Here is a 15,394-nt window from a genome sequence, read left to right as displayed (position 1 = left end):
TAAGCACAGTTACCCAAGACTTGTGCTATAACAGGTGCAAAATTTCACAAGAAAAGCGTCGCCCAGATGAAGGGCGACGCTTTGTTTTATGCTTCACTTGGTCCAGCCAAAAGCGGCAACGGGTGCACATACAGCGGTGTCCCTTGCGTATCCGTATCGATCACAAACGACCCGTTGGAGTACCGATCGCCATCTGGGTAGCGACTCGCCTGGATTTCACAGACCTCGTCCGTACTGGTCAGGACCTGTAGCACCATGTCCGCTTCGACGGTCGTCATCGCAACGATCCGGTGCGGATCGCGCTTGAGTTCCCGTAAGACCATCAGGCCGCGCCGCGCCCGCGCACCGACCCCCATCTCCTTGAGCTTCATCTTCTTGAATGCCCCGCGTTGGGTCAAAAGCCCGACCTCAGTCTGCACCGGGTCGTCCGCCAGAATGAAGTTGACGACCGTGTCGCCGTCTTTGAGGTCCATACTCTTGACCCCAGTCGACCGCGCCCCGATCACGCTGACCTCACGCAGCGGGAATTGCTGCCCGTAGGCGTGCGTCGTGACGGCAAACACCGTCTGCTGACTGTCCGGTGCGGCGAAGTAGACATTGACGACACTAGCCGTCTGGGCCTTGAGCTTCATCCCCACCATCGGGCGACTCTTGTAGTTGCGCTGCGGCTGCAGGTCGGCGAGAGCGGTCTGCTTGATGTAACCGTCGCTGGACCCCAGCACGAAGTTGCCCGGTTGCGTCAGCTCGCTCAGCCCATAGACGGCGATCACGTGTTCATCCGTCCCGATCCCAACGGTCTGGCTCAGGTGCTCACCAGCGTCTTTCCACCGCAGGTCGGCGATCTCATGGACCGGCCGGTAGACGACGTTGCCCGCACTCGTGAAGATATACAGGTGCTCAAGCGTCCCCATCTCCTGGGCAAACAGTGCGAAGTCGTTGGCCTTGAGCCCATTATCCGCTGGTGCGACCGCCTGAAAGCTGCGCAGAGAACTCCGCTTCAAGTAGCCATCGCGCGACACGAGGACCATCACGCGCTCGTCGGCGACGGTCACGGTGGTGTCGACTTCCAGCTGTTCGATCTCAGACTCGATGCTTGAGGTCCGGTCATTGCCGTAGACCTTCGCGATCTGGCTGAGTTCCCGCTCGATCACAGCGTCACGGGCCGCGGGATCCGACAAGATCTGTTGGAACTCCGCGATTGCCTTGGCTAGGGCCGCGGCCTCTTCCTCCAGCGCCGTGATGTCGGTGTTGGTCAAGCGATACAGTTGTAAGGAGACGATCGCCTCGGCCTGCGCCACGGAGAAGCCGTATGCGCTGACCAGGTTCTGCTTCGCATCCCCCTTGTCCTTGCTGGCACGGATCGTGTGGATCACCTGGTCGAGGATCGAGATCATCTTGATCAGCCCTTCGACGATGTGCTGACGCGTCTGGGCCTTCTTCAGGTCGAACTCGGTCCGGCGCGTGATGACCTGCCGCCGGTGCTTCAAGTAGGCGGTCAGCATCGGGGCCAGACCGAGCTGGCGCGGCTTCATCTCGGCGATCGCGACCATGTTGAAGGAGTAGTTGATCTGCAAGTCGGTGTTCTTGAAGAGGTACGTCAAGATCCCGTCCGCGTTGGCTTCTTTCTTCAGCTCGATCAAGACGCTGAGCCCAAAGCGGTCTGACTCATCGCGCACTTCCGCGATCCCGTCGACTTTTTTCATCAGGCGCAATTCGTCGATCTTCTTGATCAGCTGCGCCTTGTTCACTTCATACGGCAGCTCCGTAATCACGATCTGCTGCTTGCCGCCGCGCAGCGTCTCGATGTGCGTGCGGGAGCGAACGACGATCTTGCCACGACCGGTCTCGTAGGCCTGCCGGATACCGGCGAGCCCCTGAATGATGCCCCCGGTCGGAAAGTCTGGCCCTTGGACAAACTTCATCAGGTCGGTCAGCTGCGCGTCAGGGTGTTTCATCAAGTACAGCAACGCGTTGATGACCTCACGCAGATTGTGCGGCGGGATCTCGGTCGCGTAACCCGCGGAGATCCCCGTCGCGCCATTGACCAACAGGTTCGGAAAGGCCGCCGGCAGCACCGTCGGTTCCTCAGTCGTATCATCGAAGTTAAGCACCATATCGACGGTGTCCTTCTCGATATCCTTGAGCAGCTCACCGGCGATCTTGGATAACCGCGCCTCGGTGTACCGCATCGCCGCCGGTGGATCACCGTCCATCGAGCCGTTGTTCCCGTGCATCTCGATCAACGGTTCGCGTAGCTTCCAGTCCTGCGATAACCGCACCATCGCCTCATAGATAGAAGAATCCCCGTGGGGGTGGAAGTTACCCATCACGTTCCCGACGGACTTAGCCGACTTGCGGAAGCCTTTGTCGTAGGTGTTGTTATCCTGGTTCATCGCGTACAGGATGCGCCGTTGCACCGGCTTGAGGCCGTCGCGGACATCCGGGAGCGCGCGTTCTTGGATAATGTATTTCGAGTAGCGGCCGAAGCGCTCGCCCATGACGTCTTCAAGCGTCATCTCTTGGATCTGGTTCGCCAACGCGGTCACTTTCCTTTCTTCAATTGTTGCTTGATCTGGTTGACCCCGAACTGCATCTCGGTGTGGTCGCTAGTCGGCGTGGCCATGATCGAGCCGTCATCGTCTAAGTCGAAGTCGACGTTCGCTTCGATCCACTCACGCCGCGGCTCCACGCGGTCGCCCATCAGGGTGGTGACCCGCCGTTCCGCCAAGGCGCCGTCTTCGACGCGCACGCGGATCAGCGTGCGTGTCTCCGGGTTCATCGTGGTCTCCCAAAGCTGGTCGGCGTTCATTTCACCCAGCCCCTTGAACCGAGTCAGGGTGTAGCCCTTGCCCATCTTTTTGGTCTCTTGCTCCAGCTCTTCATCGGTCCACGCATACGCGATCTTGAGGTTGCCGCCCTTGCCTTTTTGGAGGCGGTACAGCGGCGGCAGCGCGATGTAGACCTTGCCCGCATCCATCAGCGGACGCATGTAGCGATAAAAGAACGTCAGGAGCAAGATCTGGATGTGCGCCCCATCGGTATCCGCATCGGTCATGATGATGACTTTGTCGTAGTTGGCGGCATTCACGTCGAACTCCGCCCCGACGCCGGCGCCGATCGTGTAGATCATCGTGTTGATCTCTTCGTTCTTTACGATATCTTGCAGCTTCGCCTTTTGGGTGTTCAGCACCTTCCCACGCAGGGGTAAGATTGCCTGGAACTTACGGTCACGCCCTTGCTTAGCGGAGCCGCCCGCGGAATCCCCTTCGACCAGGTACAGCTCGTTTTTCTTCGCGTTCTTAGACTGCGCTGGCGTCAGCTTGCCCGACAGCAAGCCTTGGTCCTTCTTCTTGCGCTTGCCGGAGCGGGAATCGTCACGGGCTTTGCGCGCTGCTTCGCGCGCTTCACGGGCCTTGATCGCTTTGCGGACCAGCTCCTGGGCCGCCTCGCCGCCTTCCATCAGCCAGAAGCTCATCTTCTCGTAGATCACGCCGTCGACCACGGTGCGCGCTTGCGGCGTGCCAAGCTTGCCCTTGGTCTGACCCTCGAACTGCAGGATCTCCTCTGGAATCCGCACCGACAGCACCGCGGCTAAGCCTTCGCGCACGTCCGAGCCTTCCAGGTTCTTGTCCTTGTCTTTCAGCAGGTTGACTTTGCGGGCAAAATCATTGAACGCCTTGGTCAGCGCCGAACGCATCCCGAATTCGTGCGTCCCACCGTCACCGGTACGAACGTTGTTGACAAAGCTGATCGTGTTTTCGGAGTAGCCGTCGTTGTATTGCCCGGCAAAATCGACCACGACGCCGTCACGCTCACCTTCAAAATTGAAGACCGGGCTGACCGTGTCGCGGTCCTCGTTCAGGTACTTGACGAAGCTGACCAACCCATCCGGGTAGTGGTACGACTCCGCCCGGCCCGACCGCTCATCCGTTAAGGTGATCTCGATGTCCTTGAGCAAAAACGCGGACTCACGCAGGCGCTCCGCCAGCGTGTCGAACGAATACGTCGTGGTCGAGAAGATGGTCGGATCTGGCTTGAAGGTGATCGTGGTCCCATTCGGTTCATTCGCCTTGCCGAGCTTCTGCAGGCCCCCATCCGGATGCCCGCCGTTGATGAAGTGCTCCTCGAAGGCCTGCTTGTCGCGTACGACGCGCACGGTCAGGGACTCGCTCAGCGCGTTGACAACGCTTGAGCCCACACCGTGCAGACCACCGGAGGTCTTATAGGAATTCTGGTCGAACTTCCCACCGGCGTGGAGCACCGTCAGGATCACCTCGATCGTCGGCTTGCCCGACGCGTGCATCCCCGTCGGCATACCGCGTCCATGGTCGACGACGGTGATCGAATTGTCCGCGTGGATGGTCACGGCGATCACGTCACCGTAACCCGCTAGCGCCTCATCGACGGCGTTATCGACGATCTCGTAGACCAGGTGGTGCAACCCGCGGGTATCGGTCGATCCGATATACATCCCCGGCCGCTTACGCACGGCTTCCAGACCGTGCAGGACCTGGATCGATGTGTCTGTGTAAGATTCACTTGCTTTAGCCATAGAACGCTCCTTTGGATAAATTACTTGTTTAACCATACACCAGACCGCGCCGCTTTTAAAAGCAAATTCTGCGTGTTCGAATGTATGTTCGCCCGTCTAGTTTAGCGGTTCTTTGCGCCGCCGTCAAAAAATGGTAGAATCAGAGGCGACTTGCACCCACGAAAGGAGCTGCCTGATGCAGACGCTTGCGCACAAACCCACGCTTCAGACCGAAGACGGTCGGATCCGGCTTCGCCCCTTCGCGGCGGCGGATATCCCGGTCATGTTGACGATCTTGACTCAGCCACTGGTCAATTTATACACCGGCGCGCTCGACCACTGGCCGGCAGCTGACGAGCAGTGCCCACTGTCTGACGCCGAGCGCCAGCGCACGATCGCCTGGTACCAGACGCGTAACGCGCAACCTGACCGCCTCGACCTCGCGATCGAAGCGGCCGGCCAGCTCGTCGGGGAGGTCGTCTTGAATGCGTATGACGCGGAAGCGGCGCGCTGCAACCTGAGGATCTTGATCGCAGACGATGCGACCGATCAAGGTATCGGCACGTCGACCTTCCGCCTCCTGCTGCCTTACGCGTTCGCCCAGCTCGAACTGCGCGAACTGACGCTGGACGCATTCGCCTTCAACCCCCGCGCCGTGCACGTTTACCACCGCGCTGGCTTCGTCGATACCGGCGTGTTGCCGGCCGAGTTGATCGTCGACGGTCGCCCGATCGATTCGATCGAGATGCACCTGACCGCCGAGATGTTTACCCATGAAAGGAACGTATGATATGACCATCGCACTGTGCTTCATCCTCGCCTACCTGATCGGCTCGATCCCGAGCGGGGTCTGGGTCGGCCAGGCCTTCTTCCATAAAGATATCCGGACAGCCGGCTCTCACAATATCGGGACCACCAACGCGTACCGCGTCTTAGGCCCCATCGGCGGGACCATCGTCTTAGTGATGGACATCCTCAAAGGGACCCTAGGCGCCAGCCTGCCGATGCTGTTCGGCCTGCCGCAGCACTGGTTGGTGTTGATCGTCGGGTTGGCCGCCGTGTTCGGTCACACCTTCTCGATCTTCATCGGCTTCAAGGGCGGCAAGGCCGTCGCGACGAGCGCCGGGATCTGCCTAGCCTATAACCCCGCGTTTTTCTTGTTCTGCTGCGCGGTCTTCATCAGCCTCGTGTTGCTGACCAGCATGGTCTCCGTCGCCTCTACCGTCGGGATGGGGATCGTCACGCTGGCCTCCCTGTTCCTCCACGACTGGCTACTGACCGTCGTCGCCTTCGGGATCTGGCTGCTCTTCTTGATCCGGCACAAGGACAACCTCAAGCGCATCAAAGCCGGCACTGAGAACCTCGTCCCGTTCGGGCTGGGTTACCGCAGACACCAGAAAAAATGACCATGAAAAAACGCCGTCAACTTCTGACGGCGTTTTTCCATGGCCCTCAGTCCCGGCGCTGCCAGGTCTCAAAGGTGTGCGTCAGTGCCGGATCAGGGTCTTCGACGGTGCGCGCCGCCACGCGCGTAAAGGCGTCCCAGTCCAGTGCCGGCATCTTGACGTCCCCGACGAACTCCCCGGCCAGACGCGTCACGTACAGCGTATCAACGACGTCTGCGAAAAGCGCGAAGACCTGGGCCCCGCCAACGATCATCAACGCCTGTTCCGGATGCGCCGCGGCCAAGGCCAGTACGGCGTCGCGGTCGTGGACGACGACGGCCCCAGGTGCGGCGTAGTCCGTCTGCCGAGTCAGCACAATGTTCGTACGCCCCGGCAACGGCCGCTTGCGCAACCCGTCATAAGTCGTGCGGCCCATCACAACGAGCTGGCCTAGCGTCTGTTGCTTGAAGAATTTCAGGTCGTCCGGCAGGTGCCAGGGCAGGGTCTGCTCGTTGCCGATAACCCCATTATGGGCTTCAGCCCAGAGAAATGCGATCATAGTCTCCTCCTTGGGTCACACGGCCACCGGCGCCTTGATCGCCGGATGTGGGTCGTAGTCCAGCACGCGAATATCCGTCATCTCGAAGTCGTCGAGCGTCTGCTTGGCCGGGTTGAGCCACAGCGTCGGCGCCGGGCGCGGCGTCCGGCTGAGCTGTTCGGTCACCTGCGTCAGGTGGTTGCTATAGATATGCGCATCCCCGAAGGTGTGGACGAACTCGCCGGGGACCAATCCTGTGACGCGCGCGACCATCGCCAGTAACAACGCGTAGCTCGCGATGTTGAACGGCACACCGAGAAACAAGTCGGCGGACCGCTGGTAGAGTTGAAGCGACAACCGGCCGTCGTTCACGTAGAACTGAAATAGCGTGTGGCACGGCGGCAGCGCCATGGTCGGCACGTCTTCTGGGTTCCAGGCGGACACGATCAGCCGCCGCGAATCAGGCGTCGTCTTGATCATCTCGATCACGTTTTGGAGCTGGTCGATGGTCTCCCCGGTGCTGGTCTGCCACGCGCGCCACTGGCGCCCGTAGACGTTGCCGAGGTCGCCGAAGCGTGCCGCAAACGCATCATCGGCCACGATCCGCGCATCAAACGCGGCGAGCTCAGCTTGATATTGCTGGTCGAACGCTGCGTCGACGAGGTGCCGGCGGCCAAAGTCGGTCATGTCTGGGCCGGTGTATTCCGGGGACTGGATCCAACGCGCAAACGCCCACTCGTCCCAGATGTGGTTGTTGTGTTGGAGCAAGTATTGGATGTTCGTGTCGCCGTGCAGGAACCACAAGAGCTCGCTTTTGATCAGCCCCAGCGGTACGCGCTTGGTCGTCAGCAACGGAAACCCTTGGCTGAGGTCGAAGCGTAACTGCGCGCCGAAGACACTGTAAGTGCCGGTGCCGGTGCGATCGCCTTTGAAGTGGCCAGTGGTCAGGACCTGCTCGAGCAGGTCAAGGTAAGGTCGTTCTAGCATCTCAATCCTCCACGTATTCGTCAAGTTCCGCGAACCGGTCAAAGAGTTGGTCGAGCTGCGCGTTAAGCGCATCGATCTGTTGTTGCAGGGTCCCCAGGCGCTGATAATCCGCGCCGGCGACCCCGCGCATCTCCGCCTTGAGCGCCGAGATCTGGTCATCCAGTGCGTCCATCTGCGGTTGGAGCGCGTCGTGTTCGAGCTGTTCCGCGTAGGTCAGCTTGGTCTTGACCTTCGGCTGTGTCGGCGGCACCGGTGTCGGCGCGCTCGGCTTGTCCGCGTGCGCAGGGTGCGCCGGTTGCGTCTGAGCCTGCAAGTAATCGGTGAACAGCCCCGTGTAGCGTGCGATCGCCCCGTTCCCGTTGAAGATCAACAGAGTGTCCGCGACTTTATCGAGGAAGTAACGATCATGCGAGACCGTGATCACGGTACCCGGGAAGCGGTCCAGATAGTCTTCAAGCACCGTCAGTGTTGCCACGTCCAGGTCATTCGTCGGCTCATCGAGAAGCAAGACATTCGGTTGACTCATCAAGATCCGTAACAAGTACAGCCGCCGCTTCTCCCCGCCTGATAACCGTCCGATCAAGTTACCGTGCATGCTTCGCGGAAACAAGAACTGCTCCAGCAGCTGGGTGACCGAGACGCGCTCCCCGGCATTGGTCACGAGCTCCTCGCCGGCCTCTTGCAGATAACTGATCACCCGCTTGCTGCCATCAAGCGTCTGGCTCATCTGGGTGTAATACCCGAGGCGGACGGTCTCACCAAGTTCGATCACCCCCGCGTCTAACGGGCGCTGGCCGGCGATCACATTGAGCAAAGAGGATTTGCCCGCACCGTTGAGCCCCGTGATGCCGATCCGCTGCCCCGGCTGGACCAACCAATCGAAGTGTGACAAGATCGGGTGCCCGCCCAGCGTGAGGCTGGCATCGTGCATCTCGATCACTTTTTTGCCCAGTCTGGCGCTAGCGACCTTCATCTCGACTGTTCCAGTTGCGCTCGGGCGGCCATTGAGGTCATCTTTGAGGTCATTGAAGCGGTTGATCCGCGCCTGTTGCTTGGTCGAGCGGGCCTGGGCCCCGGCGTGCATCCACGCAAGTTCCTGCTTGTACAGCTGCTGTTGCTTGTGGCCCGCTGCCTGGTCACGCTCGACCTGCTCGGCTTTTTGGCCGATGTACGCCTCGTAGTTACCCGTGTAGCGGTAGAGCTGACCGTGATCCAACTCCCAGATCGTGTTCGCGACCCGGTCGAGGAAGTAGCGATCGTGGGTGACGACGAGCAGGGCCCCTTTGTACTTACTCAGGTAGGTCTCTAGCCAGGCGATCGAATCAAAGTCCAAGTGGTTGGTCGGCTCATCCAGGATCAGCAGGTCCGGCGATTCGATCAGGACCTGGGCGAGCCCCACCCGTTTTTGCTGCCCGCCCGACAGCTGGCCGATCTGCTGGTCGAGGTCGGTGATGTGCAGCTGCGTCAGGATCGTCTTGATCTCGGTTTCGACCGACCACGCATCGAGCGTCGTCATCTGCGCATCCGCGCGGGTGTAGGCTGCCTGGGCGGCTGGATCCATCGGCGCGTCAGTGTAAATTGCCAGCGCACGCTCATACTGCCGGATGGCCGCAAACACAGGTGACTGACCGCCGTACACCGCGTCCATGATCCGCTTTTGCGGGTCCAACGTGGGGCGCTGCGCGAGGTAGCTGATCTGATAGTTGCGCGGGGCCTCGACCTGCCCGGCGTCGAACGGATCGGTCTCGGCCAGCCCGTTGAGCAATGTGGTCTTCCCCGTCCCATTGACCCCGATCAACCCGATACGATCCCCTTCGTTGATCAAAAAATCGATGTTCTGAAACAGTTGTTTATCGCCGTAAGCTTTGCTGACGGCTGTTGCGGTCAATGTCTGCATGTTATTCCCCACTATCAAAGTCTGCTTTCATCATACCATGGAACGCCCCCGCGCGTTAGCCTCGCGTCTCACGCCAACGCCCCTCAGCGGCTCAAAAAAGCCGCCCGCAAGCGGGCGGCCAGGGACGGTCAGATGAGCGGATACTCGTCGGCGACCGTTTTTTTGGCGTCGATCACGATGTATAGGTGCCCGTTCTTCTGGGAGACCTTGCTGGTCTGGTAGGCATTATCCAGACCGCTCGGGTCTTTTTGGGAGAAGGGGAAGTAGATCTGAATGTTCTTCTCGCTGTCGGCGTCGAAGGTCAGATCCATTTTCTCGATGTCTTGGTACTTAGTCGCGCGGCCAAACATCCCCAGCTCAAGCGAGCCCGTGTTGATGTCCGTCGACTTCACATGGTCTGCTTCCGGCAAGATCTCGACCTTGAAGCTCTTGCACGGGTGGATCTCTTGGATGCTCCCCCCGTTGATGCGACCATAGCTCGTCGTTACCCGACTGATCCAGATATCGGCAAGCTCCTTATGGGAGATCGTCCATTCGTCCCCGTTACGGAAGTGGAAAACCAGTTGTTCAAACACGTGCTCTGTCATGCGGCTCATCCTTTCTTGTATGTGCTTACATACGTAGTGTACCACATCTGCCGCAGACTTAAACCATCGCTGCAGCGATCAACTGCTCGCGCTCATTCGGCAACTCCCCGGCCACGACCGCCGCTTCTAGCGCCTGCAGGGTCTCGCCGAGCTGTGGCCCCGGCGTGAAGCCCTGTTGGATCAACGCCGCCCCGTTGATCGCTAGTTCGCGCTTGCTGTGGATCGGCAGCGCGTCGTACGCCGCAGCGATCGCGTGCCCGTCAAAAGCCGGCACCAAGTACGCCTGCGCGGCCAACGCGACACGCACGGCGGCCTCCCCAGCTTGATACAGCTGCCACGCCGTCGGAGCCGCCAGCTGTGCACACAACTGGGTGGCGCGCTGCGTGAGCTCGGCGAGTGCATTCGCCTGCTTCCAGGCCGTCATCAGCGGATGGACCGGCACCTGACACAGGGTCGCGACCAGCGTCCAGGCGACTGCTGGCGCTGTGATCTGCGCCGGTGGCAAAGCTGCCAAGGCGACCAGCCCCGCCCGATGCGCCCCGAGCAAAGGGACATGCGTGTCGAGGCCGGTAGCCAAAAACGTCTGCAACCCGGCAGCGCGCGCCTGGCCGAGCATCAGCCGGGTGAACTCGGCCGCGATCCGTTCGACGGAGATCTTCTCCAGTAGCGCCGCGTTGGCTTGGATGGCCGCTTGCGTCGCCGGCTCGACGGCAAAACCGAGCTGGCTTTGGAAGCGGACCGCCCGCATCATCCGCAACGCATCTTCGTGAAACCGTGCGTGGGCATCGCCCACGGCCCGCAAGACGCGGCGGTCAAGGTCGGCCAGCCCGTCGAACAGGTCGATCACCGTCCCGTCGTGGCGCACCGCCAAGGCGTTGACGGTGAAGTCGCGCCGCCGCAAGTCCTCTTCCAGCGACCGAACAAAGGTGACGTGATCGGGGCGGCGAAAATCCTGGTAGCCCGACTCCGTCCGAAACGTCGTCACCTCGTAGCCCGCCCCGTGCCATAGCACCATCACCGTGCCGTGCTGGATCCCAGTGTCGACAGTCTTGCGGAAGATCCGCTTGATCTCCGCCGGGTAAGCCGAGCTTGCGATGTCGACATCGTGGATCGGCAGTCCCAGCAACGCATCGCGCACACTACCGCCGACAAAATAGGCTTCGTAGCCCGCGGCTTCGATCTGCTTCATGATCGGGATGGCCGCTTGAAAATCAGGATGGGATAGATCGATCTGCATGGACTCACCTTTTTCTCTAGATTGCCCTCCTATCATAGCACACCCGCACGACAACTCTGTTAAGATAAAGGCAGAAGCTATCCTAAGGAGGTGCAGCATGACCAAAACATCGCGCCGAGTACTGCTCGACTTGATCTTGATCGCGTTGGGGTGTGCGCTCTACGCCTTCGGGCTCGTCACCGTCAACATCGAAAACCACCTGGCAGAAGGCGGGATCACCGGGATCACGCTGCTGATCCGCTACTGGTGGCACCTCGATCCGGCCTACTCGACGATCTTACTGAACATCCCACTGATCCTCGTCGGCTACAAGTTCCTCGGCAAGCGCGCCTTAGCCTACACGATCTACGGGACGGGGATGCTATCTGGCTGGCTCTGGCTGTGGCAGCGTCTGCCCGTCAGCCTGAACATCCATCACGACCTTTTCATCGCTGGGGTCCTCGCCGGGTTGTTCGGCGGGATCGGCAGCGGGTTGATCTACCGTTGTGGCGGGACCACCGGCGGTTCGGATGTGATCGCGCGGATCCTGGAGAAGCAGACCGGCATCCCGATGGGTAAATCGCTGCTCGCCTTCGACGTCGTGGTGCTCTGCGCCAGCCTCTCCTACCTGAGCCTCGAGCTGATGATGTACACCCTGCTGGCGAGCTATGTGTTCTCCCGCATCGTTGACTTCACGCTGGAAGGGGCTTACTCGGCCAAGGGCGTACTGATCGTCTCCAACGAGGCGCAAGCGATCGCCGCGGCCGTCATGGCGCAGCTCGAACGTGGGGTGACCTACCTCCACGCAGAAGGCGGTTTTGCCCGCGATCAGAAGCGCGTCGTGTACGCCGTCGTCGCCCCGACCGAGATCGCCGCCGTCAAGCGGATCATCGAGCAAGCCGACCCGCAGGCGTTCGTCACGATCCTCGACGTCCATGAGGCGCTGGGCGAAGGATTCACCTACAAGAAAAAGCCGCGCCGCCTGTTTCTGGGCTGAGCGCCAAAAAGAAGCTGAGGGGCCCTGAATGCGAACCCTCAGCTTCTTTGGGCGTTCAGTCGCGGCCAACGGCTCGATTGCCCCGTCACTGCCGAGCGACTAGCCCGTGATCGAACAGCGATTGCGCCGCGTCAGTCATCGTCTGCGTCACCGGGCGCTGCCGCCACCCGAGGTCTGCCTCAGGCTCGGCGCTAGACAGCCGGTACTGGCGTGCCAGCATCGGGACCAAGGCGCGTAAGCTCGGGACCACCCGCGCGGCTAACCGGGTCACCGGATTCGGCAACGCGACGACATGGATGCGCTGGTCGGGATAGGCGCGCTGATAGGTGCGCGCGACCGTCACGAGGTCGGTGTGATGGGCCGCCGCTAGATAGCGGTGACCGACCGCAGCCGGGCTCGCCCACGCCAGTCGGTGCAAGGTCGCCAAGTCCCGTACGTCCGAGACCTCCAGTGGCACCTTCGGCACGACCGTCCAGCCCTTGAGCATCGCCTGAAGCATCTGATCCGAGCTGATCGCGTGGGCGGACAGCGCCGGACCGTAGATCGCTCCAGGCAAGATCGTGGTGAGCGCCAGCCCATACTCCGCCGCCAGCTGCCAGGCCAGGCGTTCTGCGTGCACCTTCGACCGGCGGTACGGATCCAGGGCCGGATCGGCCAGGTCCGTCCAAAAATCTGGGTGGATCGTGACCGCACCGACTGATGCCCGCGGGGTAGCCGCCGCGCCAGAGCTCGTCATCACGAGCCGCGTGATCCCCACGGTATGCGCCGCGGCAAAGACCTCCCGGACCCCGCTGGTGGCTACGGCCACCAGCTCTGCTTCACTTTCCGTCCCGTGCCCCAGTGGTGAGGCGACATGGATCACCCCATCCGCCCCACGCAAACCCGCCACCCAGCCCGTTGCAGCCGTCAGATCCGCCGCAAAGAACTGAAGGGCGTCGCCACGATCCGCCGCGTCGCCAACTAACACGCTGCGGCGTACCTCGTCCGCTTTGGCCAGGCTGCGTAGTGACCCCCTGACCGCATACCCGTGCGCGAGCAGGTCTTGGATCACCCAGCGGGCGACAAACCCAGACGCCCCTGTTACAACAATTGTTTGCATCAACGTATCCTCCACGATATGATTTTAGACATAATATACAGTTTTATGTCTAATTTGTCAATGGCCGATTTTTTTGGTATCCTTACGGTTGAGGTGATCCGAATGACGCGTCAAGAAACGCTCGCCGTCGCGCTGAATCACGCGGTACTTGCCCACGGTTTTGCAAAATCGTCGATGAATACGCTGGCCCAGCAAGTGCATATCAGTCGCGCGACCCTTTATCTCTACTTCAAGAACAAAGAGGCTGTCATCGCCGCAGTGTGTGCTCGCCACCACACGTTCCTTCAGCGTAACCAGCCCAAGACGTTGCCCCTGAGCGCCGCGGGCTACCTAACGCTTCGGCTGAACACGATGCTACTGCTGGGCGCGCGGTCGCCGGTCTTTCGTGCCGATCTGGCCGCGCAGTACCCGGCACGCGCTGCGGCCCTCGACGCCGATTATGCGCGCTATACGGCCGAGGCAGTCACGCAACTTCAGACCCTGCAGCAGGCGAAGATCCTGGCCCCAACCGTTCACTGTGAGACGTTGATCCCACAAGACGAGCTACTGATCACCGGTGCGTTGCGCCAGGTGATCGCAGCTGAGCTGGCGGTCGAAGACGCGGTCACGCTACTGCGCGACTACTTCGAAAGTGCGGTGCGCGGGACTGTCGTCGACGGCCTAGCGTTGCCGTTCGCCGCGGTGGCGCCACTGACTGAGCGCGTCCTGGCAGAACTGCGCGACACATACGCCTACCGCTGAATGACACGGCTAGCCAGCACAAAGAAGGGGTGCGCCCATGGGTGCACCCCTTCTTTGCTTGCTTCACGCATCAGCGCGCGGTCAGGTCATCTAGGCGCGCCTGCATCTCTGCATCATCTGGAACCAGCGCGAGATAGCGGGTCAGCGCCGCTTGTAGCTCGGCGCGCGCGCCAGTCGACTGGAAGAAGTCGATGATGTCGCGCAGGAAATCGGGCTGATCTTGGAAGTTGCGAAAGGCCAGCAGGTAGTTCTCACGGGCCTTGGCGACGTTATCCAGGCGATCGTAGCTCTTGGCTAAATTCCAGTAGATCTGCGGATCGACCCCCCCACTGGTGTCAACGGCTTCCAGGAAGGCGATATTGGTGTCATCCGCCCCTTGGGCCACCAGCAAATTGCTCCACTCCAGCATCACGGTTTGGTTCTCCGGATCAAGCGCCCGCGCTTTTTGGAGGTAAGCCTCTGCCAAGTCGAGCGCCTGGGTCTTCAAGGCCAGGCGCGCACCAAGCGTGTACAGCGCCGGGTTGGTCTCATCGACCTGCAGGCCCTGTTGCACCGTGGTCAAGGCCGCTTCCAGATCGTTGGTCTGACTCTGAGCCGTCGCCAGCGGCATATACGCATTGGCGAAGCTCGGGTCCTGGTCGATCACGCCTTGCAGCGTGGTGATCGCGCGCTCCGGCTCATCCAGCTGCGCGTACAACGTCCCCAGCTGAAACGCGCTCGTCGGATCGAGCTCGGTAACGCCGAGCTCCTCGTACACGGCCACCGCGTCTTCATACTGCCCCAGGTGAGCGAGCGTGGCGGCGTAGCGCGCCTTGATGCTGACGTTGGCCAGCGTCTCCACCCCGCTGTTAAGCAACTGCGCGTAAGCCACGCTCGCCAGGTCATCCTTGCCCCAGTCAAAATACAGCTCGCCCAAAGCGAACGTCACCACCGGCTCCTCGGGCACAAGGCGCTGGGCCAGCTGGAGCTTCTGCTCGCTGACCTCATACAGGCCCTGGGTCTGGTAGACATCTGCCAGGGCTAACAACGCTTGCGGATAAAACGGGCTGCTCGGCGCGATCATGCTGAGCAGTCCGATTGCTTGATCCGTGTCACCATTAGAGACCGCAATGTCCGCCAAGGCTGTCTTGAGGTCATCTTGATCGGGGTATCGCCCCATGAGCTCTTGGTAGAGCCGCTGGGCCTGACCCGTGAACCCAAGGGCATACAACTCACCTGCCAAGTTGTACTTGGTCTCATCGTCATCATGGGCCAGCACCTGCTGGAACAGCTCCCGGCTCTTCGCCAGGTCGCCTGCTTCCAGCGCATTCAACATTTGCTCCGCGTACATGCTTTCCTCCTCTAATAACGGTTCAGCCGGAAAAAAGAGGCCGAGCGCTGGCTCGACCTCTTTTGCCCTAGGATCGGTGATTCAAG

13 protein-coding genes are annotated in these 15,394 nt (G+C 60.9%); 4 read left to right on the top strand and 9 right to left on the bottom strand.

The window, feature by feature from the left end; genetic code table 11:
- Positions 1–86: 86 nt before the first annotated feature.
- Both parC and parE read right to left on the bottom strand, forming a co-directional pair.
- Entirely contained in the window at positions 87–2,537 is a 2,451-nt protein-coding gene (gene parC, locus HII33_RS08560; protein ID WP_179395385.1) for a DNA topoisomerase IV subunit A, read from the bottom strand.
- Between the two features lie 5 nt (positions 2,538–2,542).
- Positions 2,543–4,552 (bottom strand): DNA topoisomerase IV subunit B, encoded by a 2,010-nt coding sequence (gene parE, locus HII33_RS08555; protein WP_179395384.1) that lies wholly within the window; start codon positions 4,550–4,552, stop codon positions 2,543–2,545.
- Positions 4,553–4,727: 175 nt separating this feature from the next.
- Between parE and HII33_RS08550 the strand changes: the two genes are divergently transcribed.
- Both HII33_RS08550 and plsY read left to right on the top strand, forming a co-directional pair.
- Positions 4,728–5,321 carry a GNAT family N-acetyltransferase gene (locus tag HII33_RS08550; RefSeq protein WP_179395383.1) on the top strand — a complete coding sequence of 198 codons (594 nt, stop codon included), beginning with the start codon at positions 4,728–4,730 and terminating at the stop codon, positions 5,319–5,321.
- A 1-nt stretch (position 5,322) separates the two neighbouring features.
- Complete coding sequence (gene plsY, locus HII33_RS08545; RefSeq protein WP_179395382.1) at positions 5,323–5,937, top strand: glycerol-3-phosphate 1-O-acyltransferase PlsY; 615 nt, start codon at positions 5,323–5,325, stop codon at positions 5,935–5,937.
- A 46-nt stretch (positions 5,938–5,983) separates the two neighbouring features.
- Here the strand turns inward: plsY and HII33_RS08540 are convergent, their stop codons facing one another.
- The 5 genes from HII33_RS08540 to HII33_RS08520 form a co-directional block, all read right to left on the bottom strand.
- On the bottom strand, positions 5,984–6,475 hold the full coding sequence (locus tag HII33_RS08540; RefSeq protein ID WP_179395381.1) for a dihydrofolate reductase: 492 nt from the start codon (positions 6,473–6,475) through the stop codon (positions 5,984–5,986).
- A 15-nt stretch (positions 6,476–6,490) separates the two neighbouring features.
- Positions 6,491–7,441, bottom strand: a complete 951-nt coding sequence (locus HII33_RS08535; RefSeq protein ID WP_179395380.1) for a thymidylate synthase — start codon at positions 7,439–7,441, stop codon at positions 6,491–6,493.
- Between the two features lies 1 nt (position 7,442).
- Positions 7,443–9,338, bottom strand: a complete 1,896-nt coding sequence (locus HII33_RS08530; protein WP_179395379.1) for an ABC-F family ATP-binding cassette domain-containing protein — start codon at positions 9,336–9,338, stop codon at positions 7,443–7,445.
- A 128-nt stretch (positions 9,339–9,466) separates the two neighbouring features.
- Positions 9,467–9,925 carry a hypothetical protein gene (locus HII33_RS08525; protein WP_179395378.1) on the bottom strand — a complete coding sequence of 153 codons (459 nt, stop codon included), beginning with the start codon at positions 9,923–9,925 and terminating at the stop codon, positions 9,467–9,469.
- Between the two features lie 58 nt (positions 9,926–9,983).
- The gene (locus tag HII33_RS08520) at positions 9,984–11,162 is read right to left on the bottom strand and encodes a CCA tRNA nucleotidyltransferase (protein WP_179395377.1); all 1,179 of its coding nucleotides are present in this window, start codon (positions 11,160–11,162) and stop codon (positions 9,984–9,986) included.
- 97 nt (positions 11,163–11,259) lie between these two features.
- On the opposite strand from HII33_RS08520, the gene HII33_RS08515 reads away from it, so the two are divergent.
- Positions 11,260–12,138 carry a YitT family protein gene (locus tag HII33_RS08515; RefSeq protein ID WP_179395376.1) on the top strand — a complete coding sequence of 293 codons (879 nt, stop codon included), beginning with the start codon at positions 11,260–11,262 and terminating at the stop codon, positions 12,136–12,138.
- A gap of 85 nt (positions 12,139–12,223) precedes the next feature.
- On the opposite strand, the gene HII33_RS08510 is transcribed toward HII33_RS08515, so the two are convergent.
- The gene (locus HII33_RS08510) at positions 12,224–13,237 is read right to left on the bottom strand and encodes an NAD-dependent epimerase/dehydratase family protein (RefSeq protein ID WP_179395375.1); all 1,014 of its coding nucleotides are present in this window, start codon (positions 13,235–13,237) and stop codon (positions 12,224–12,226) included.
- 102 nt (positions 13,238–13,339) lie between these two features.
- On the opposite strand from HII33_RS08510, the gene HII33_RS08505 reads away from it, so the two are divergent.
- Positions 13,340–13,978: a TetR/AcrR family transcriptional regulator gene (locus HII33_RS08505; protein ID WP_179395374.1), complete on the top strand. Its 639-nt coding sequence runs from the start codon at positions 13,340–13,342 to the stop codon at positions 13,976–13,978.
- Between the two features lie 70 nt (positions 13,979–14,048).
- Here the strand turns inward: HII33_RS08505 and HII33_RS08500 are convergent, their stop codons facing one another.
- Positions 14,049–15,308 carry a tetratricopeptide repeat protein gene (locus tag HII33_RS08500; RefSeq protein WP_179395373.1) on the bottom strand — a complete coding sequence of 420 codons (1,260 nt, stop codon included), beginning with the start codon at positions 15,306–15,308 and terminating at the stop codon, positions 14,049–14,051.
- Between the last annotated feature and the right edge of the window lie 86 nt (positions 15,309–15,394).

The sequence above is a fragment of the Lacticaseibacillus absianus genome (genome assembly GCF_013407595.1).
Taxonomy (GTDB): Bacteria; Bacillota; Bacilli; order Lactobacillales; family Lactobacillaceae; genus Lacticaseibacillus; species Lacticaseibacillus absianus.
Note: the sequence above shows the minus strand (reverse complement) of the source record. Positions and strands in the feature narration are given on the sequence as shown.